Annotated in this window: 12 protein-coding genes, 1 tRNA gene and 1 other RNA gene; 8 read left to right on the top strand and 6 right to left on the bottom strand. The window is 63.9% G+C overall.

Annotated features, from left to right (window positions below; all coding sequences use genetic code 11):
- Positions 1-143 precede the first annotated feature (143 nt).
- Positions 144-505, bottom strand: a transfer-messenger RNA (tmRNA) gene (gene ssrA / locus LV476_RS10025).
- Between the two features lie 513 nt (positions 506-1,018).
- On the opposite strand from ssrA, the gene LV476_RS10020 reads away from it, so the two are divergent.
- A complete protein-coding gene (locus LV476_RS10020) occupies positions 1,019-1,675 on the top strand; it encodes a GNAT family N-acetyltransferase (RefSeq protein ID WP_250075745.1) in 657 nt (218 codons plus the stop codon).
- Between the two features lie 204 nt (positions 1,676-1,879).
- Here the strand turns inward: LV476_RS10020 and LV476_RS10015 are convergent.
- Positions 1,880-1,955, bottom strand: a tRNA-Thr gene (locus LV476_RS10015).
- 37 nt (positions 1,956-1,992) lie between these two features.
- Positions 1,993-2,943, bottom strand: coding sequence for a CHAD domain-containing protein (locus LV476_RS10010; protein ID WP_250075743.1), 951 nt, complete (start codon positions 2,941-2,943; stop codon positions 1,993-1,995).
- A gap of 149 nt (positions 2,944-3,092) precedes the next feature.
- Between LV476_RS10010 and LV476_RS10005 the strand changes: the two genes are divergently transcribed.
- From LV476_RS10005 to ubiB, 3 genes are read left to right on the top strand one after another with little or no spacing between them, the layout of a single operon-like run.
- Positions 3,093-4,211: a phospholipase A gene (locus LV476_RS10005; RefSeq protein WP_250075741.1), complete on the top strand. Its 1,119-nt coding sequence runs from the start codon at positions 3,093-3,095 to the stop codon at positions 4,209-4,211.
- Between the two features lie 31 nt (positions 4,212-4,242).
- Positions 4,243-4,872: a ubiquinone biosynthesis accessory factor UbiJ gene (locus tag LV476_RS10000; protein ID WP_250075739.1), complete on the top strand. Its 630-nt coding sequence runs from the start codon at positions 4,243-4,245 to the stop codon at positions 4,870-4,872.
- Positions 4,872-6,533 (top strand): ubiquinone biosynthesis regulatory protein kinase UbiB, encoded by a 1,662-nt coding sequence (gene ubiB / locus LV476_RS09995; protein WP_250075737.1) that lies wholly within the window; start codon positions 4,872-4,874, stop codon positions 6,531-6,533. Before LV476_RS10000 ends, ubiB begins: the two co-directional genes overlap by 1 nt.
- A gap of 73 nt (positions 6,534-6,606) precedes the next feature.
- On the opposite strand, the gene LV476_RS09990 is transcribed toward ubiB, so the two are convergent.
- Together LV476_RS09990 and acs are read right to left on the bottom strand one after the other, a co-directional pair.
- Positions 6,607-7,311, bottom strand: coding sequence for a cytochrome b/b6 domain-containing protein (locus tag LV476_RS09990; protein WP_250075735.1), 705 nt, complete (start codon positions 7,309-7,311; stop codon positions 6,607-6,609).
- A gap of 142 nt (positions 7,312-7,453) precedes the next feature.
- Positions 7,454-9,418 carry an acetate--CoA ligase gene (gene acs / locus LV476_RS09985; protein ID WP_250075733.1) on the bottom strand — a complete coding sequence of 655 codons (1,965 nt, stop codon included), beginning with the start codon at positions 9,416-9,418 and terminating at the stop codon, positions 7,454-7,456.
- Between the two features lie 642 nt (positions 9,419-10,060).
- Here acs and xerD point away from each other — a divergent pair.
- From xerD to LV476_RS09965, 4 genes are all read left to right on the top strand, one after another.
- Positions 10,061-10,966, top strand: a complete 906-nt coding sequence (gene xerD / locus LV476_RS09980; protein WP_250075731.1) for a site-specific tyrosine recombinase XerD — start codon at positions 10,061-10,063, stop codon at positions 10,964-10,966.
- A gap of 131 nt (positions 10,967-11,097) precedes the next feature.
- Positions 11,098-11,853 (top strand): DsbC family protein, encoded by a 756-nt coding sequence (locus LV476_RS09975; RefSeq protein WP_250075730.1) that lies wholly within the window; start codon positions 11,098-11,100, stop codon positions 11,851-11,853.
- A gap of 212 nt (positions 11,854-12,065) precedes the next feature.
- Positions 12,066-13,706 (top strand): methyl-accepting chemotaxis protein, encoded by a 1,641-nt coding sequence (locus LV476_RS09970; RefSeq protein WP_250075728.1) that lies wholly within the window; start codon positions 12,066-12,068, stop codon positions 13,704-13,706.
- 141 nt (positions 13,707-13,847) lie between these two features.
- Positions 13,848-14,750, top strand: coding sequence for an SDR family NAD(P)-dependent oxidoreductase (locus LV476_RS09965; RefSeq protein WP_250075725.1), 903 nt, complete (start codon positions 13,848-13,850; stop codon positions 14,748-14,750).
- Positions 14,751-14,888: 138 nt separating this feature from the next.
- On the opposite strand, the gene LV476_RS09960 is transcribed toward LV476_RS09965, so the two are convergent.
- A complete protein-coding gene (locus LV476_RS09960; protein WP_250075723.1) occupies positions 14,889-16,013 on the bottom strand; it encodes a porin in 1,125 nt (374 codons plus the stop codon).
- Positions 16,014-16,175: the final 162 nt, after the last annotated feature.

Below are 16,175 nucleotides of genomic sequence, written 5' to 3'. Positions count from 1 at the left end.
CCTCCTTCAGCAAGAAAACGGCCGCCGCGCGTGCGAGCCTGCATGCAAGCGTAGCAGCGGGGGGAGCGTTGTCGCGACGGGGCCGTAGCCATGTCGACAACCGGGCACAAAAAAAACCAGCCCGGAGGCTGGTTTCAGAGATTTGGTGGAGGTGGCGGGAGTCGAACCCGCGTCCGCAAGCCCTACGCTCTCGGTCCTACATGCTTGTCCTGTCTATTGCTTTAACCGAGTACTACCCGACAGGCAGGGAAGATACTCGGCGAGTCCGGATATTGATTTAACGGATCCACGCCGGACGCGCTTCACCGCGAGCTTGTGAGAGTCGACGCCTGAGTTCCGGACGCACAAGCACGGCTCCGGTCAGACGGCACCCTACAGGGTTTTAAGCTGCGAGTGCGTAGTTGTCGTCGTTGGCAACTATTGGTTTTGCAGTGGTTTTACGAGGGAACTACACCTCGGCATGCACCTTGAGTTTCGTGACCCACGTCGAAGCCGTATCACCCCCGGCTTGCTACATGTGTTGGGTCGTCACTCGAGATTTCAAGTCCCCGGCAGTCGTCTCGATGACGCCGCCAGGTTCAGGCACTGATGAATCAGACCCGAGCACGGGCGGGAAGTTCCGCATCGACGCCCGTCGGGGCGGCCCGCGCTCTGGACGTCGCAGTTTAGGTCATTACCGCACCGGGCACAAAAAACCCGTGTCCCCTCGCCAGCACTGAGGCACCCGGATGCCCGATTCCTTGTCGGGATGCGCCGGAACGTATCGCCGCGCCCCTGTGTTGAATTCACGGGAACCATGACCGGGGCCGGGGTACTAACCAGCCATTGCTCGAACCTGTTTCGCCGCTCCTGCTCGGCGCTCGACGGCCCGGTGGAATCCATCCGGGGGTTGCGTCGCGAACCCGGACAGGGGCGAGACACTGCACTGAACCGGCCCGACCCCGACCACGGGGAGAGGCCATCATGGCCCGTCGTCACGGTGGCGGTCACGACAACCAACTACCGCGAAGGACAACCAATGATGGCCGACACGAGCGCGGCGTTGAGCGAGCTCCCGGAGCGATCCGTTAGCCGACAAGTGGACGCTCAAGCGACACGAGCCGAGGTCTACCAGGTCAGGGATCGCCCGCCCACGGCCGAGGAACGACAGGTGGCCGCGGTGGGACCGACGGTCTTCCGCCCGCTGCTCGGCGAGGCCGTTACCCAGCGCCGCATTTTCGCCGAGACGGTCGACTACTCGCGCATCCTCTTCCTGCGGGCCGAAGGTGCGCTGGTCGGTTACCTGCAGTTCTACCTCGACGGCAAGGGGCCGCAGCGTGTGACCTGGTCAGGCATGCGGCGCGAATTCGGCTGGTTTCAGAGCATGCCGCGCGGGTTGGCGACAGAGGTTGTCATGCGCTGGATGGCGGCGCAGGGCGCTTATGTCAGTCGGCTCATCATTCGACCGGAGTACCGCGGGAAGGGGCTCGGCGGCCTCCTGCTCGAAGCGGCGATCGACCACTTGCGCGAGCAGGGTGCCCGGCAGGTCACGCTCGATGCCTGGTCCAGCGAGACACACGTTCAGCGGTTCTACCAGCGCCAGGGGTTCGAAGTTTGCAACGACCTGGGGCCCGTACGACTGCTGTTCAATCGCTTCGGCGGATCAGGGGTCGTGTATTTTGTGAAAAGGCTCTAGTGAGGCGCCCATGGGAGCTACGCGTTTCCGCCACTCGGGCATGCTCTTTGTCTGCTCGATCATGCTCCGGAGCGGAGTCGCTCACAAAAACATCGGGAGCGCCAAGAGAAACCGACTAGAGCCCACCCTTGCGCGGGCCCGAGGGATACTTGAAGCGACAAGCAGGGGCTGGGTGAATCCACCCCTGATTCCAGGCAGGAAAACTGGTGCCGGAGATAGGAGTCGAACCTACGACCTTGGCATTACGAATGCCCTGCTCTACCAACTGAGCTACTCCGGCGCGGGACCGCGCATTTTTGTTCTTTTGCCCGGCGTTGTCAATTACCGCCACGACCGGCGGAATCAAGCGATCCCGCCAGCCGGTCACAGGCGGCGACCACCCGCTTCGCGAGCTGGGAACGCCGGGCTTCCCAGTCATTCCACTGGGATTCAAACGCCTCGTGCTGCCAGCCGGCCAGACAGATCACCGCATCACGCACCCCGGCAAACGACCGCGTTACGGCCCGGGTCTGCTTGCCCGGGCGGACCAACGCCTCGGGCAGGTCGTCAGCAACCAGCCAGCCGGCATAGGTCGGCAGACGTTGCCGCAGCACCAGCAGGTCGTGGAGATCGCCCAGCCGGTCCTGGATCTCCTTGAGGTCCTTGAGAAGCGGCGCCACCTCGGCGAAGGGCTCGGCCATCGGCTCGACCAAGTAGCGCAGGTGCTTGACCTGGATCCGCGCGGCGTGAAAACCATCACGCCCCTGGGCGAAATCGCGCCGAATGAGATCGGTCATCAGGGTCAACTGCCCGCCGAACCAGTCGGAGAACCGAGGTGTGCCCGATCGGGCACGCGGCTTGAGGGCCGGCTTGAGATCGAAGACCAGCGGCGCGTGAGCAGGGGGTTCGTGTTCGTCGGTCAAATAAGCAATGCGCTCGGCCACCTCGGTGCAATCGGGCGTTTGGCCAACTGCCTTCAACAGTTCGAGCATCACCTCGCGATCGCGCATGGGGCTGGTGGACCGCCCCAACACCTTGAGCCGCCGACGCGCGGACTTGCGCGTCTTGACCACGTCGCGCGCCAACCGCAACCAGGCACGCAGACGGCGCAACTCCACCCGAAGATCATGCAGGGCATCCGGGTCATCGTCGCCGGCTTTCTGGTAATGCTTCCAGGCGCCGCGAAACGCTTTCTGTTGTGCCCGGATCAGTGCGGCGGCCATCTCGCCGGCCGGTTGGCCGGCAAAACCGGCGTCCAGTTTGCGCGCGTGCTTCTTTGCCTTGGCCATGACATTTTCCTCGACTGGAAGGAGCAACGAGGGAACTCCCGACCCTCTTGACCGGTCTTCCGGAACGGCCCGAAACGCTCAATTCGGTGCTTGTACCGCTAGCATCTAGCATGGTCGACCAACCGCCACCCATCAACGACTTGGCTCTCATGAAAGCACTCCGCCCCACCGCCGCAACACACCGTCTGGCCCTGCCGGCCGGCCTTCTGTTCGCCACGCTCGCCGGCACGTCGCAGGCCGCAGCACCGGACTGGTCCGAGTGCGCGATGCTGGACGATGATGCGCAGCGCCTGGCCTGCTTCGACCGTGTGGCCTCCCAAGGCGTGACGAACGAACCGGCCGAAGGTCAGGGTGAGGCCGTTACCCGCCCGCTAAACGCGGAAGCGCAGGCCGAGGGAGAGGCGTCTGCTGCCCCGAAAGCAGCAACCGACGATCAGGCGTCCGAGGCGGAGGAGCCAGCGCACCCTGTTGCGTTGGAACAACGAATCCGCTCGGAAAAGTCGGGCGAGCGCAATCCGTTCGTCATCCGGGGCTACAAGCCAAACTACATCATGCCGCTGACCTATACCCCGACCGACCTGTCCCGGCCGGAGTATGACTTCGATCCTCAGCACGCCGAGACCAAGTTCCAGCTCTCGTTCCAGTTCGACTGGTTTCAGGACCCACTGGGCGATAACACCTCGCTCTACTTCGGCTATACCCAGCTCTCGCTCTGGCAGACCTACAACAGCAGCGCACTCGGTGCCGACGAGGACGCCTCCTCGCCTTTCCGCGAGACGAACTACGAACCCGAGCTGGGCCTGAACGTGGACACCAACTTCAAGCTTGCCGGCCTGACATTCCGCCGCGCCCGTCTGTCGGTGATCCATACCTCCAACGGCCAGGGCGGCGACCGCTCGCGCAGCTGGAATCGGCTGGCGACCGGTATCGCCTTCGGCCGCGGCCATTTCGCCGGCCGGCTGCGCGGCTGGTATCGAATCCCCGACCCCGACGAGCACGACAACAATCCGGACATCACCGACTACATGGGGCACGGCGATCTACAGCTGGCCTACAAGTGGAACGGTCAGACGATCGCCGCCACCCTGCGGAACAATCTCGACTTTGACGAGAACCGCGGGGCGATCGAGGTCGGCTACAGTTTCCCGCTCTCGAACCGGATCAAGGGCTACGTTCAGTACTTCAATGGTTATGGAGAGAGCCTGATCGACTACAATCGCTCGGTCAGCCGGATCGGCATGGGCATCGCCCTCACCGACTGGCTCTAGGAATTCAACCGGCCATGCGACCGTCAACCCCATGCTTCTCTCCGCCCTGCGATTCACCGCCGAGTCCGCCCTCAACCGCCTGATCCGGCTCGACCCCGTCGCCCGGGAGCGCCTCGCGCGTCAGGCCGGGATGGTCTTCAGCCTGCAACTCGAGCACCCCGCCGCCCTGCTGACCTTCACGCCGACCACCGATGGCCTGATGTGGCGGGCAGCCGACGACCTCACCCCGGATGCGGTGATTCACAGCAGCGGCCCGGCCCTGTTGACCGCCTTGCAGCGCGGCCACGACATGGACGCCCTGTTCGCCGGCGATCTTCGTATCGAAGGCGACGAGACCGAGGCGACACGATTTCTGCGCACGCTGCGCGGTCTGGATATCGACTGGGCCGACTGGCTGGCCGAACGGATCGGCATATCCGCCGCCGGCATCGTTGAACAGGCGGCCCGCAAGGTACAGCGCACCGCAACCGAATGGCACGAAACCCGCCAGATTGAGCAGCACGACTACCTGGTGCACGAAGCGCGGTTGGTGGCCGACGAGTTCGACCTGCCGGCCTTTCTCGACTCGGTCGACGCGACCCGCTCGGCGACCGAACGGCTGGAGCGCCGCCTGGCAAGCCTCGAGACCCGGACAGCCACTGCCGGAACCACGGAGGCGTGATGCGACCACGACTGCTCTGGCGACTGGTGGTGATCCAGTTCGTGCTGCTGCGCCACGGCCTCGACGAGATCGTGCTGGCGCTGAAGATCTTCCGCCCGATCCGCTTTCTCAAGTTCGCCTCGCCCTGGTACTGGCTGTCCGATAATCGCCGTCGTACCCGTGGTGAGCGGCTGGTCGCCGCCCTGGAGGACCTTGGCCCGATCTTCGTCAAGTTCGGCCAGATGCTCTCCACCCGGCGCGACCTGCTGCCGCCGGACCTCGCCGAGGCGCTGACCGCGCTGCAGGATCGGGTCCGCCCGTTCCCGGCCCAGCTCGCCCGCCAGCGCATTGAGGCGGCGCTGGGCGCATCGGTCACCGAGCACTTCGCCCATTTCGAGGCCGAACCGCTGGCCTCGGCCTCCATCGCCCAGGTGCATGCCGCCACGCTCGACGACGGCCAGGAAGTGATCGTCAAGATCACCCGCCCCGGCATTCACCGGCGCATCCGTAGCGATCTCGAGATCCTCTACGCGGTCGCGGGTCTGGCCGAGCGCTACTGGTCGGAAGGGCCGCGCCTGCACCCGGTGGCGGTGGTATCCGAGTTCGACAAGACCTTGATGAACGAGCTCGATCTGCAGCGCGAGGCGGCCAATGCTGCCGAATTCAAGCGCCAATTCGAGGGCTCGCCGATGCTCTACGTCCCGGGGGTCTACTGGGACTGGTGCCGCACCGACGTGCTGGTCCAGGAGCGCATTCACGGCATCCCGATCGCCCGAACCGACCTGCTGCGCCAGGCGAACGTCAACATGAAGCGCTTGGCCGAACGCGGCGTGGAAGTGTTCTTCACCCAGGTGTTCAAGCACAACTTCTTCCACGCCGACATGCACCCGGGCAACATCTTCGTCGATGCGACCGACCCCGATCAGCCACGCTACATGGCGGTGGATTTCGGTATCGTCGGCTCGCTGATGCCGGAGGATCAACGCTATCTCGCCGAGAACTTCCACGCCTTCTTCAACCGCGACTACCGCCGGGTGGCCGAACTTCACGTCGAGTCCGGCTGGGTACCGCGCACCACGCGGGTGGGCGAGTTCGAGGCCGCCATCCGCACGGTCTGCGAGCCGATCTTCCAGAAGCCGCTGCGCGAGATCTCGTTCGGCCACTTCCTGCTGCGACTGTTCCAGGTGGCACGCCAGTTCAACATGGAGGTCCAGCCGCAGCTGGTATTGCTGCAGAAGACGCTGCTGGCCATCGAAGGGCTGGGCCGGGAGCTCTATCCGGATCTCGATCTGTGGGAGACGGCCAAGCCGTTCATCGAGCGCTGGATGCGCGAACGGATCGGGCCGCGCGCCTTCGTCGAGCGGCTGAAGGACGAGCTGCCCTATCTCAACCAGCACCTCTCCGAGCTGCCCCGCCTTTCCATCCAGGCACTGACGCAGGTGCACCGGCATACGGAGATGCTCGACCGCCAGGGCCAGGAGCTGCAGGCCATGCGCGAGGAGAGCCGACGTGACCGGCAGCAGGGTCGCCTGACGTTGGTCGGGGCCTTGTTGCTGGTGGTGTTCCTCGCCACCCAGACGGCGGCCATCGATCGCGGCGGCGTGGCGGCCGTCTCCTGGCTCGGCTGGGCCGAACTGATCGCCGCGATCGGCCTGCTCGCCGCCGGTCTGCGTCGATCATGACGACAGGCACCGGTCACAACGAACGAAGCGCCCCTCGGGGCGCTTCGTTATTTGCTGACGACCATCCGTCCAACTAGAGCGTCACGATCCGTCCGGCCACCCACCAGGCCACGGCGCCGGCGATCGCCGCGGTAACGGCGAAGACGACCCAGCCGGCAAAGCGCAGACGCACCGAGTCGCGGTGTAGGCGCAGATTGGCAGGGATGCGCATCCAACCGCTGATCATCGCCCGCAACAGGTCCTGGTGCTTGACCAGCACGTGAAAGAAGACCGCGCCGATGTGCAGGACGATGAATCCGAACAGGACGTAGAAGTTCTGCTTGTGGATCGCCGTCAGCCAGTCGGCGGTGTCGGAGCTGACGAGCTCGTTGAATGGCCCCTCGTTGAAGGTGTCATCGTGCGCGAACAGACCGGTACCGACCTGTATGCACAGCAACCCCAGCATGGCCACCACAGACAACGCCCCGAGCGGGTTGTGTCCGAGGCGCAGACCCTCGAGCGCTCCGCGACCGCGCAGGTAGTCGAAGATACCGCCCGGCCCGCGGATGAACTGCGTGAAGCGCGCCGTATCGCTGCCCCACACCCCCCACATGAGCCGGAACAGCACCAGTCCGCCGATCGTAACCCCGATATACATATGCCAATCGACGTAGTCGTCGAGCACCGCACCGGTGAGCCAGGAGCCGAAGATCAGCAGCACCAGCGCCCAGTGGAACACGCGGATCGGCAGGTCCCAGACCCGCACGCGACGGTATGCCCGCTCATCTTTCCTTGTCATTCGATCCCTCCCTGCCCCCATCTGGGCCGAAAGCCCGAAGAAGCCAACCTGAAGATATCAGAACCGAACGAAGTCCTCCCGGCAATAAAAAACCCCGCGACCGGAGGCCGCGGGGTCTCTGTGCTCAACGGTGGGCGACGAGTCAGTCGTTGCCCATCAGCTGATCGAGGATCGCCGGGTTTTCCAGCGTGGAGGTATCGCCTTCCGGCGGCTCGCCCTTGGCGATGCCGCGCAGCAGCCGGCGCATGATCTTGCCCGAGCGGGTCTTGGGCAGGTTGTCGCCGAAGCGGATGTCGTCCGGCTTGGCGATCGGCCCGATCTGCTCGGCGACCCAGTTGCGCAGGGTCTTGACCATCGCCTCGGCAGCCTCGCCCTCGGGGCGGTCGCCCTTGACCACGACGAAGGCAACGATCGACTCGCCCTTCACGTCGTGCGGACGACCGACCACGGCGGCCTCGGCTACTTCCGGATGGGCGACCAGTGCCGACTCGACTTCCATGGTGCCCAGACGGTGGCCGGAGACGTTGATGACGTCGTCGATGCGACCCATGATCCAGATGTAGCCGTCCTGGTCACGACGCGCGGAGTCGCCGGCCAGGTAGTAGCCCGGCAGGTTGTCCGGGAAGTAGGTGCGCTGGAAGCGCTCATCGTCGCCCCAGATGGTGCGCAGCATCGACGGCCACGGCTTCTTGATCACCAGGTTGCCGCCGCTCTCGGTCGGTACGGAGTGGCCGTGGTCGTCGACCACGTCGGCCATCACGCCCGGCAGCGGCAGGGTGCAGGAACCCGGCACCAGATCGATCGCGCCCGGGATCGGGGCGATCATGTGCGCGCCGGTCTCGGTCTGCCACCAGGTGTCGGTGATCGGGCAACGGCCGCCGCCGATCACCTGGTGGTACCAGACCCAGGCCTCGGGGTTGATCGGCTCGCCCACGGTACCCAGCAGGCGCAGGCTGGACAGATCGTACTTGCCCGGCACCTCGTCGCCGAGCTTCATCAGGGCACGGATCGCGGTCGGCGCGGTGTAGAACACGCTGACCTTGTGGCGCTCGACCATGTCCCAGAAGCGACCGCCGTCCGGGTAGGTCGGCACGCCCTCGAAGACCACCTGGGTAACGCCCAGCGCGAGCGGGCCGTAGGTGACGTAGGTGTGGCCGGTGATCCAGCCCACGTCCGCGGTGCACCAGTAGACGTCATCGTCATTGAGGTCGAAGACCCAGGAACAGGTCATTACCGCGTTGACCAGGTAACCGCCCGAAGAGTGCACGATGCCCTTGGGCTTACCGGTCGACCCGGAGGTGTAGAGGATGAACAGCGGGTGCTCGGCCTCGACCATTTCCGGCTCGCACTCGGCCGGCTGGCCGTCGATGGCCTCGGCCCAGGTCAGCTCCTTCACGCCGGTCGAACCGTCGGTGCCGACGCCACCGATGTGCTCGAGCATGATCACGCTCTCGACCGACGGGCAGCCGTGCGCAAGCGCCTTCTCGACCTGCGCTTTGAGCGTCACCTTCTTACCGCCGCGCATGTTGCCGTCGGCGGTGATCACCATCTTGGCATCGGTGTCGTTGATCCGATCGCGCAGCGCTTCGGCGGAGAAGCCACCGAAGACCACCGAGTGGATCGCGCCGATCCGGGCGCAGGCCAGCATGGCCACCGTCGCCTCCGGGATCATCGGCAGGTAGATGATGACGCGATCTCCCTTGCCGATGCCCTGGGCCTTCAGGCCATTGGCGAACTTCGCGACCCGGTCATGCAGGTCCTGGTAGGTAATGTTGGTGACGGTGCCATCGTCAGCCTCGCCGATGATGGCCGTCTTGTCCGCCTTTTCCGGCAGGTGACGATCGATGCAGTTGACCGAGACGTTGAGCTTGCCGTCGGCGAACCACTTGAAGAACGGCGCGTTCGATTCGTCCAGCGTCTGGGTGAATGGCGTATCCCAGGTGACGAACTCGCGCGCGAGGCGTGCCCAGAAGCCCTCGAAATCTTTCTCGGCCTCCGCGACTAACGCGTCATAGGCCGCGCGCGACCCGATTCTCGCCCGATCGGAAAACTCCGGCGACGGCGAGAAGACGCGATTCTCGCTCAGAATGGACTCGAGGTTATCCATAAAGACTCCATCGGTATTCGTTATCGGTTTCATTGCGCCCGACATGCCGGACGCCGCCCGGGCTTTTCCCGCGGCAGATTACACCGCGCAAGATTAGCAAAATTCGCTGCGCGGCTGGGAGCCGCCGAGCGGACCCACCTGACCCATTTAGCGCGACAATGCTGAATGACGCCGCAAATATATGCGCTAAGCGATTGGTCACAAAGGGTTTGCCGAGATCGTCTTTTCACTTATGCACAGATTCTGTGGAAAACTTCGTGGAAAACCCGCCAACAATGCCGTTCGATGAAGCTGCATCAGGGGTTTGCACGAATTGCGGATTTTTTGACCACCTGATGACAGCGTCAGGGCTCCACCGTATATAGTTATACTTATCAATAAGTTAACTCGCATCTCCGCTAGAGTTCTGCTCGGCACGCGAACCGGCTTGGCAGCCGGCGCCTCGGCGTGTTAACCGGCTGACCGAGAATCGAATCCTGTGGATAAAATCGTGGAAAACCGCTGTGAAAAGTTGGGGAATTACGACTTATCCAACGGTATATCAGGCGCTTCCGCGGCTCGCGCCTGCCCGGGTGACGGATCACCCCTGGCGCGACATAATGACCGCTGTTTCAACGCGGCGCGCCGCTCGACGGAATCGAGATGCAGGACGACGAACTGATCACGGCCTTCGTCGAGGCCTTGTGGCTTGAGGAAAACCTGGCGGCCAACAGCCGCGCCGCGTACCGGCGTGACCTCGAACTGGCCGCACGGCGGCTCTCCAATGCCAAATCAATCGACGAAAGTGCCGCGCTGGCTCACGCCGATGGCGAGACCCTCCACCGTCTGCTGGGCGAGCGCCTCACCGAAGGCGCCGCCCCCCGTTCGGTCGGACGCATGCGATCCGCCCTGCGGCGTTTCTATGCCTGGGCAAGCCGCGAGGGTCTGATCCAGCCAAATCCGGCTCGCGACCTGCCGGCACCGAGGCTGCCCCGCGCCCTCCCTTCCGACATGAGCGAGGCGGACGTCGAGGCCCTGCTCAACGCACCGGACACCGAAACGCCGCTGGGGCTGCGCGACCGCGCCATGTTCGAGACCCTCTATGCCACCGGGCTGCGCGTCTCCGAGCTGGTCGGGCTGACGCTCAACGAGATCCATCTCGCCCACGGCCTGGCCCGCATCGTGGGCAAGGGCGGACGGGAACGGCTGGTACCGATTGGCGACGAGGCGATCGACTGGCTGAAGCGGTACCTGCAGGAAGCCCGGCCGGCCCTGTTGGGCGAGCGACAGGTCGCGGCAGTATTCGTCACCGACCGGGCGGCGGCGCTGACCCGGCAGGCATTCTGGTACCGCATCAAGCACCACGCGCGCCAGGCCGGTCTGGCGCGCCTGCCCTCGCCGCACACACTGCGGCATGCCTTTGCCACCCACCTGCTGAACCACGGCGCCGACCTGCGCGCCCTGCAGATGCTCCTCGGCCATGCCGACCTGTCGACCACCCAGATCTATACGCACGTGGCGACCGCCCGACTCAAGGCGCTCCACGCGGAACACCACCCGCGGGGATAAGCCGCTGGCAGGGTCCTGACAACAACGCGCCGCTTGATGCCACAATGGAACCCACGCCATCCTGCGCAACTCAAACGTGTTTGCCGATGACCGCCCGTAAAACCCACATGCAAATTCAGGTTCACGACCCGATGCGAAACCCTTCCCGTTCCCAGTTCAATTCCCGCCTGCGCCTGGCCATGCTGGGGCTCGCCCTGGCCCTGCCGGCGACCTCGACCCTGGCCTCCGACAAAGAGACGATCACCGAAAGCCTCAAGAAGCACATGCCGGGGATACCGATCGACGCGATCCGGGAGACGCCGGCCGACGGTCTGTACGAACTTGTCTCCAACGGCCAGATCGCGTACGTGACTGCCGATGGCAAGTACCTGCTCGCCGGTGACCTGATCGACGTGGCCAATCGACAGAATCTCACCCAAGGAAAACTGGACGAGCAGCGCCTGGCGACGCTGAAAGATGTTTCCTCCGATCGCAAGCTCGTCTACCCGGCCGACGGCGAGAAGAAGCACGCGATCACGATCCTGACCGACCCGACGTGCCCCTTCTGCGACAAGCTCCACAACGAGCTGCCGGCGCTGCAACAGGCGGGCGTCGAAGTGACCTACATTCTCACCCCCCGCCAGGGACCGGGATCGAAGGGCTTCAAGCTCTCATCCCAGGTGCAGTGTGCCGACAAGCCAAAGCAGGCCCTGGAACAGGCCATGAAGGGCAATTCGGTAGACGCCAATGCCTGCGCCGACGACGTGATCAAAAAGAACATCGCGCTCTCGAGCCAGCTCGGCATGAGTGGCACGCCCTACACCGTGCTGCCCAACGGGGCGACGGTGGCCGGCTTCCGCCCGGCCAAGGTGATGCTCCAGGCCATCGAGCAGAGCAGCGGCAAGTAAGCCCGCGCCACTTGCCCAATCGAAACCCCGTCCGGCCTGGCCGGTGCGGGGTTTTTTCATGCCCTCCTGACAATCGTCGGCAAGCAGCACCATCGTCCTAAAGTCTGATCGCTCCCGACCGATAAATGGGTAACCACTCCACCCGGCCAGCAGCACCGCCACCCCTGCGGCGCGACGACCAAATAGAACGATTGCAGGAGCACCAGACCACCATGACGATCAAGGCGAAACTCTTCCTCCTCATGATCCTCGCGGGTCTCGCCACCATCGGGACCAGCGCCTTCGGCATCTTCGCCGAGCTCAAGGGCCAGGAACTGGCGGAAAAGAACCACAAGCTGCGCATCATGCCGATCCAGTACGTGGGCGAGTCGGTGCAGCTGATCAACCAGATGACTACCCAGTCGCTGCTCGCACTGCAACACGACCCGAACGGTCGCACTGCCGCGATGCACAACCACGAGATCCAGCAGCACCTGGCCGTGATCGAGGAGAAGCTCGCCACGCTCGATGCGGTGAACACCAAGATCGCCGCCGTCACCCATCGTCGCGAGAAGTCGAACAAGGCCCAGCAGGAGCTGTTCGCCACGCAGGACAAGCTGATCAACGTCGCATTCAAGCCCCTGCTGGAGAAGCTCGAACAGGGCAACTATGTCGGCGCCCAGGCGCTCCTGATCCTGACCCTCTCCGAGGTGCTCCCGAACTTCGAGCAGGCCGCCGATCGCTACGAGGGCATCCTTCGCGGCAACATGGAAAACGAACTGGCCAACACCGCCGAGCGGGTGGAAATGGACGTGTGGATCTCGTCCCTGATCACGGTGGCCAACGTGCTGATCATCGTCATCATCGCCGGATGGATCATCCGTAGCGTGGCCAGCGGCCTGAGGGCTGCCGATCGTTTCGCCACCAATCTCGCCGAGGGCAACTTCAGCGAGACGGTCGAGGTGAACAGCCGCGACGAGATCGCCGAGATCATCGAGCATATGAACACCGCGCGCGAGTCGCTTCGCGGCACACTGCGCCACATCGGCAACGCATCACAGCAGCTCGCCTCGGCCGCCGAGGAGACCTCGGCGGTCTCCGAGCAGACCGATCGCGGCGTCGCCAAGCAGATGCAGGAGATCGAGCAGGTCGCCGCGGCCATGAACGAGATGACAGCCACCGTCGAGGACGTGGCGCGGAACGCCTCGGATGCCTCGCAGGGTGCGCAGTCCTCCAACGATTCGGCCAAGCACGGCCAGGCGATCCTCGGCAACGCGGTTACCGCGGTCGGCATTCTTTCCGACGAGATCCGCCAGTCCTCAGAGACCATCGACTCGCTCAAGGCCGAGTCCGAGGAGATCGGCAAGGTACTGGACGTGATCGGCGCGATTGCCGACCAGACCAACCTGCTGGCACTGAATGCGGCAATCGAAGCGGCACGCGCCGGCGAGCACGGCCGCGGTTTCGCCGTGGTCGCTGAGGAAGTCCGCGCGCTGGCCTCGCGCACTCAAGGGTCCACCGAAGAGATTCACGGCATGATCGACCGTCTGCAGTCGCGCTCCTCGGCCGCCGTGGCCGCCATGCAGCGCGCCCACGATCAGGTCGATCACAGCACGCAGGCCATGTCGGAAACCGAGGCCGCCCTCGGCGAGATCGCCCACGGCGTAAGTGGCATCAACGACCTCAACTTCCAGATCGCCAGCGCGGCCGAGCAGCAGAGCGCGGTGGCCGAGGAGATCAACCGCAACGTGCAGACCATCTCGCAGATCAGCGAAGAATCGGCCCAGGGTGCCACCCAGACCAAGACCGCCTCGGCGGAGCTGGCTCGACTGGCCGAGGAACTGCAATCCCGCATTGCCGGCTTCCGGCTCTGATACACCACCGCGCCGAATGGACCAACCAGGCCCGCCTCAGGCGGGCCTTTTTGTTGCCCCTGTCTGCTCATGCGTGCAAACCGAAGCGCGATTCCCTACGCTCTATCGCCCGGCTTCCACACGCCCCGACAGAGGTCCCGCATGACCGCCACGCGCGCGCAACCACTCGATCGCCCTATCGTCCTGGTCGGCTACGGCGATATCGCCCGGCGCCTTGCCGAGCGGCTGAGCGATCGTGACATCGTCGCTATCGCCCGCCACGCGCCCGAGCGCCCGGCCGGGCACAAGGGCCGCTGGGTCGGCATGGCGTTGGATCTCGATACCGATATCCGGCCGAGCGTGGCCGATGCGCCTGGAGCGACCTGGGTGTACCTCGCCCCTCCGGCACGCAAGGGGCGGGAAGACACGCGGGTTGCTCGCTGGCTGAGTGGCGCGGCATCTACGCCAGAGGCTATGATCTACATCAGCACCACCGGCGTCTACGGCGATCATCGCGGGGGCTGGGTCGACGAATCCACGCCACCGAGACCAGCACACGACCGCGGCTGGCGGCGGCTGGACGCCGAGCAGCGCTTCGAGGCGCAGGCCGATCAACACCACATCCCGCTGACGGTACTGCGGGTGGCCGGCATCTATGCCTGCGATCGCCTGCCGGTCGAGAAGATCCGGCGCGGCGCGCCGGTGCCCGCCGGGCCGGATGCCCCGTGGTCAAACCGCATCCATGCAGACGACCTTGCCGACATCTTGGCCCAACTGATCGACCGCCTCGATATGCATCACCCCGTGAGCGGCACCTTCAATGTCTCCGACAACCACCCCACGCCGGTCAACGTGATCTATGGAGAGATCGCATCCCACTTTGGCCTGCCCCAGCCCCCCGAGACCTCACTGGAGTCGGTGCTTGCCCATGCCTCCCCCATGGCACGTGAATTTCTCAGCGAATCACGACGGATCAACGCCCGCGCCATCCAGCGAGCGTTAGGCTGGCAACCGCGCTATCAGACGCTGGCCACCACCCTGGCAGACTGCTCACCTCAGGAGTAATCCTTCCTGTCATCGCCGGAATACGCGCCCTGCCATTCCGGCGATGGAGCCCAAAACGAAAAAAGCGCCCGAAGGCGCTTCATACAAAAAAGGCGCCCGAGGGCGCCTTTTTCAATCCGTTCCTTATCTCGAGAGAGATTAGAACTTGTGGATCACACCAACAGAGAAGGCGTTGGAGTCAGCACCGAAACCAGTAGTGCCGTCGGAACCCACGAAGCTCGGAGCTTCGCCGTGGCCAGTAGCGGCAGCGATGGAATCGGCCATATTGTCACCGGTTTGCATGGAAGCGTAGACCGCGTAGATCTTGGTCTGCTTGCTCAGCTTGTAGTCGTAACCAACGGCCCACATGTCGGCATCGGTGTCCTCGGTGCCGTCAATGTCGTCGTGCATGTAGTACTGGGCCTTGATGGTGCTGTTGCCAAAGCCGTAGGCCGCGCCAACACCGTAACCGTCTACGTCAGCACCGTCGTAGAAGTTCACGTCGCTGATCTGCTGGTACAGGCCGACGATCTTGAAACCACCGATCTTGTAGCCGGCGCCAACACGGTAAGCGGAGCTGTCATCCGTCATGGCAGGGTCGGCAGACTCTTCAGTGTTATGCACTTCGTAAGCTGCGTCGACCATGAAACCACCGATCTCGTAACCGGCACTGATGCTGTACGCATCTTTTTCGTTGTTGATCTGGTCGCCGTTATCCCAATCAGAGACGTACGCGAGCACTGCGCTGAAGCCACCCAGATCCGGCGTCATGTAGGCAACAGTGTTGTTGGTGCGACGATCCCAGTCGTCGACGGAGTCGTAAGTCTCCAGCACACCGTCACCATTGGTGTCCACGCGAATCGAATCGTTCTTGGTACGAATGATGGCGCGGGAGTCACCAACGGTGTCGCCGAACAGATCGTACTTGCGGCCGACCTTCTTGAACGGAGTGTCGTGACGACCAGCGATCGCAGTACCCCAGTCGCCGGTGAAGCCGACGAAGGTGTTACGCGTCTTGTCACCAATGCCGTCTCCGTTACCACCGAAATCGATACCGGTTTCCCACTGGTAGATCAGGGCCAGGTTGTCGGAGATCTCTTCCTTGCCCTTCACGCCGATGCGGGAGGAGTTGGAGGCCAGGCTGTAGTCCTGGTCGTCAGCGTTGTCGCCGCCCCAGAAGTCGTAGGACGCGTGGATCTTGCCGTACAGGGTGGTGTCGGCCATTGCTGCTGCCGGAGCGGCAACAGCGGCAGCTACTGCCATTGCGATGATGTTCTTTTTCATCATTCCATCTCCAATGTGTTGTGAGATTTCTAGGTTTCCCCGCAGAGGACTCCTCCTTCAGGGATGGGGTCATCCTAGCCAAGCACGTCGAGGCGACAACCCTATCTCGACAATTTTGGGCAAAAAGCGCTCAGGACTGTGTCTTTTTTGCAACATTCGGGC

Origin of the sequence: Guyparkeria hydrothermalis, assembly GCF_023555385.1 — a bacterium.
GTDB classification, from domain to species: Bacteria; Pseudomonadota; Gammaproteobacteria; order Halothiobacillales; family Halothiobacillaceae; genus Guyparkeria; species Guyparkeria hydrothermalis_A.
This window is presented reverse-complemented; position numbering and strand designations above follow the sequence as displayed.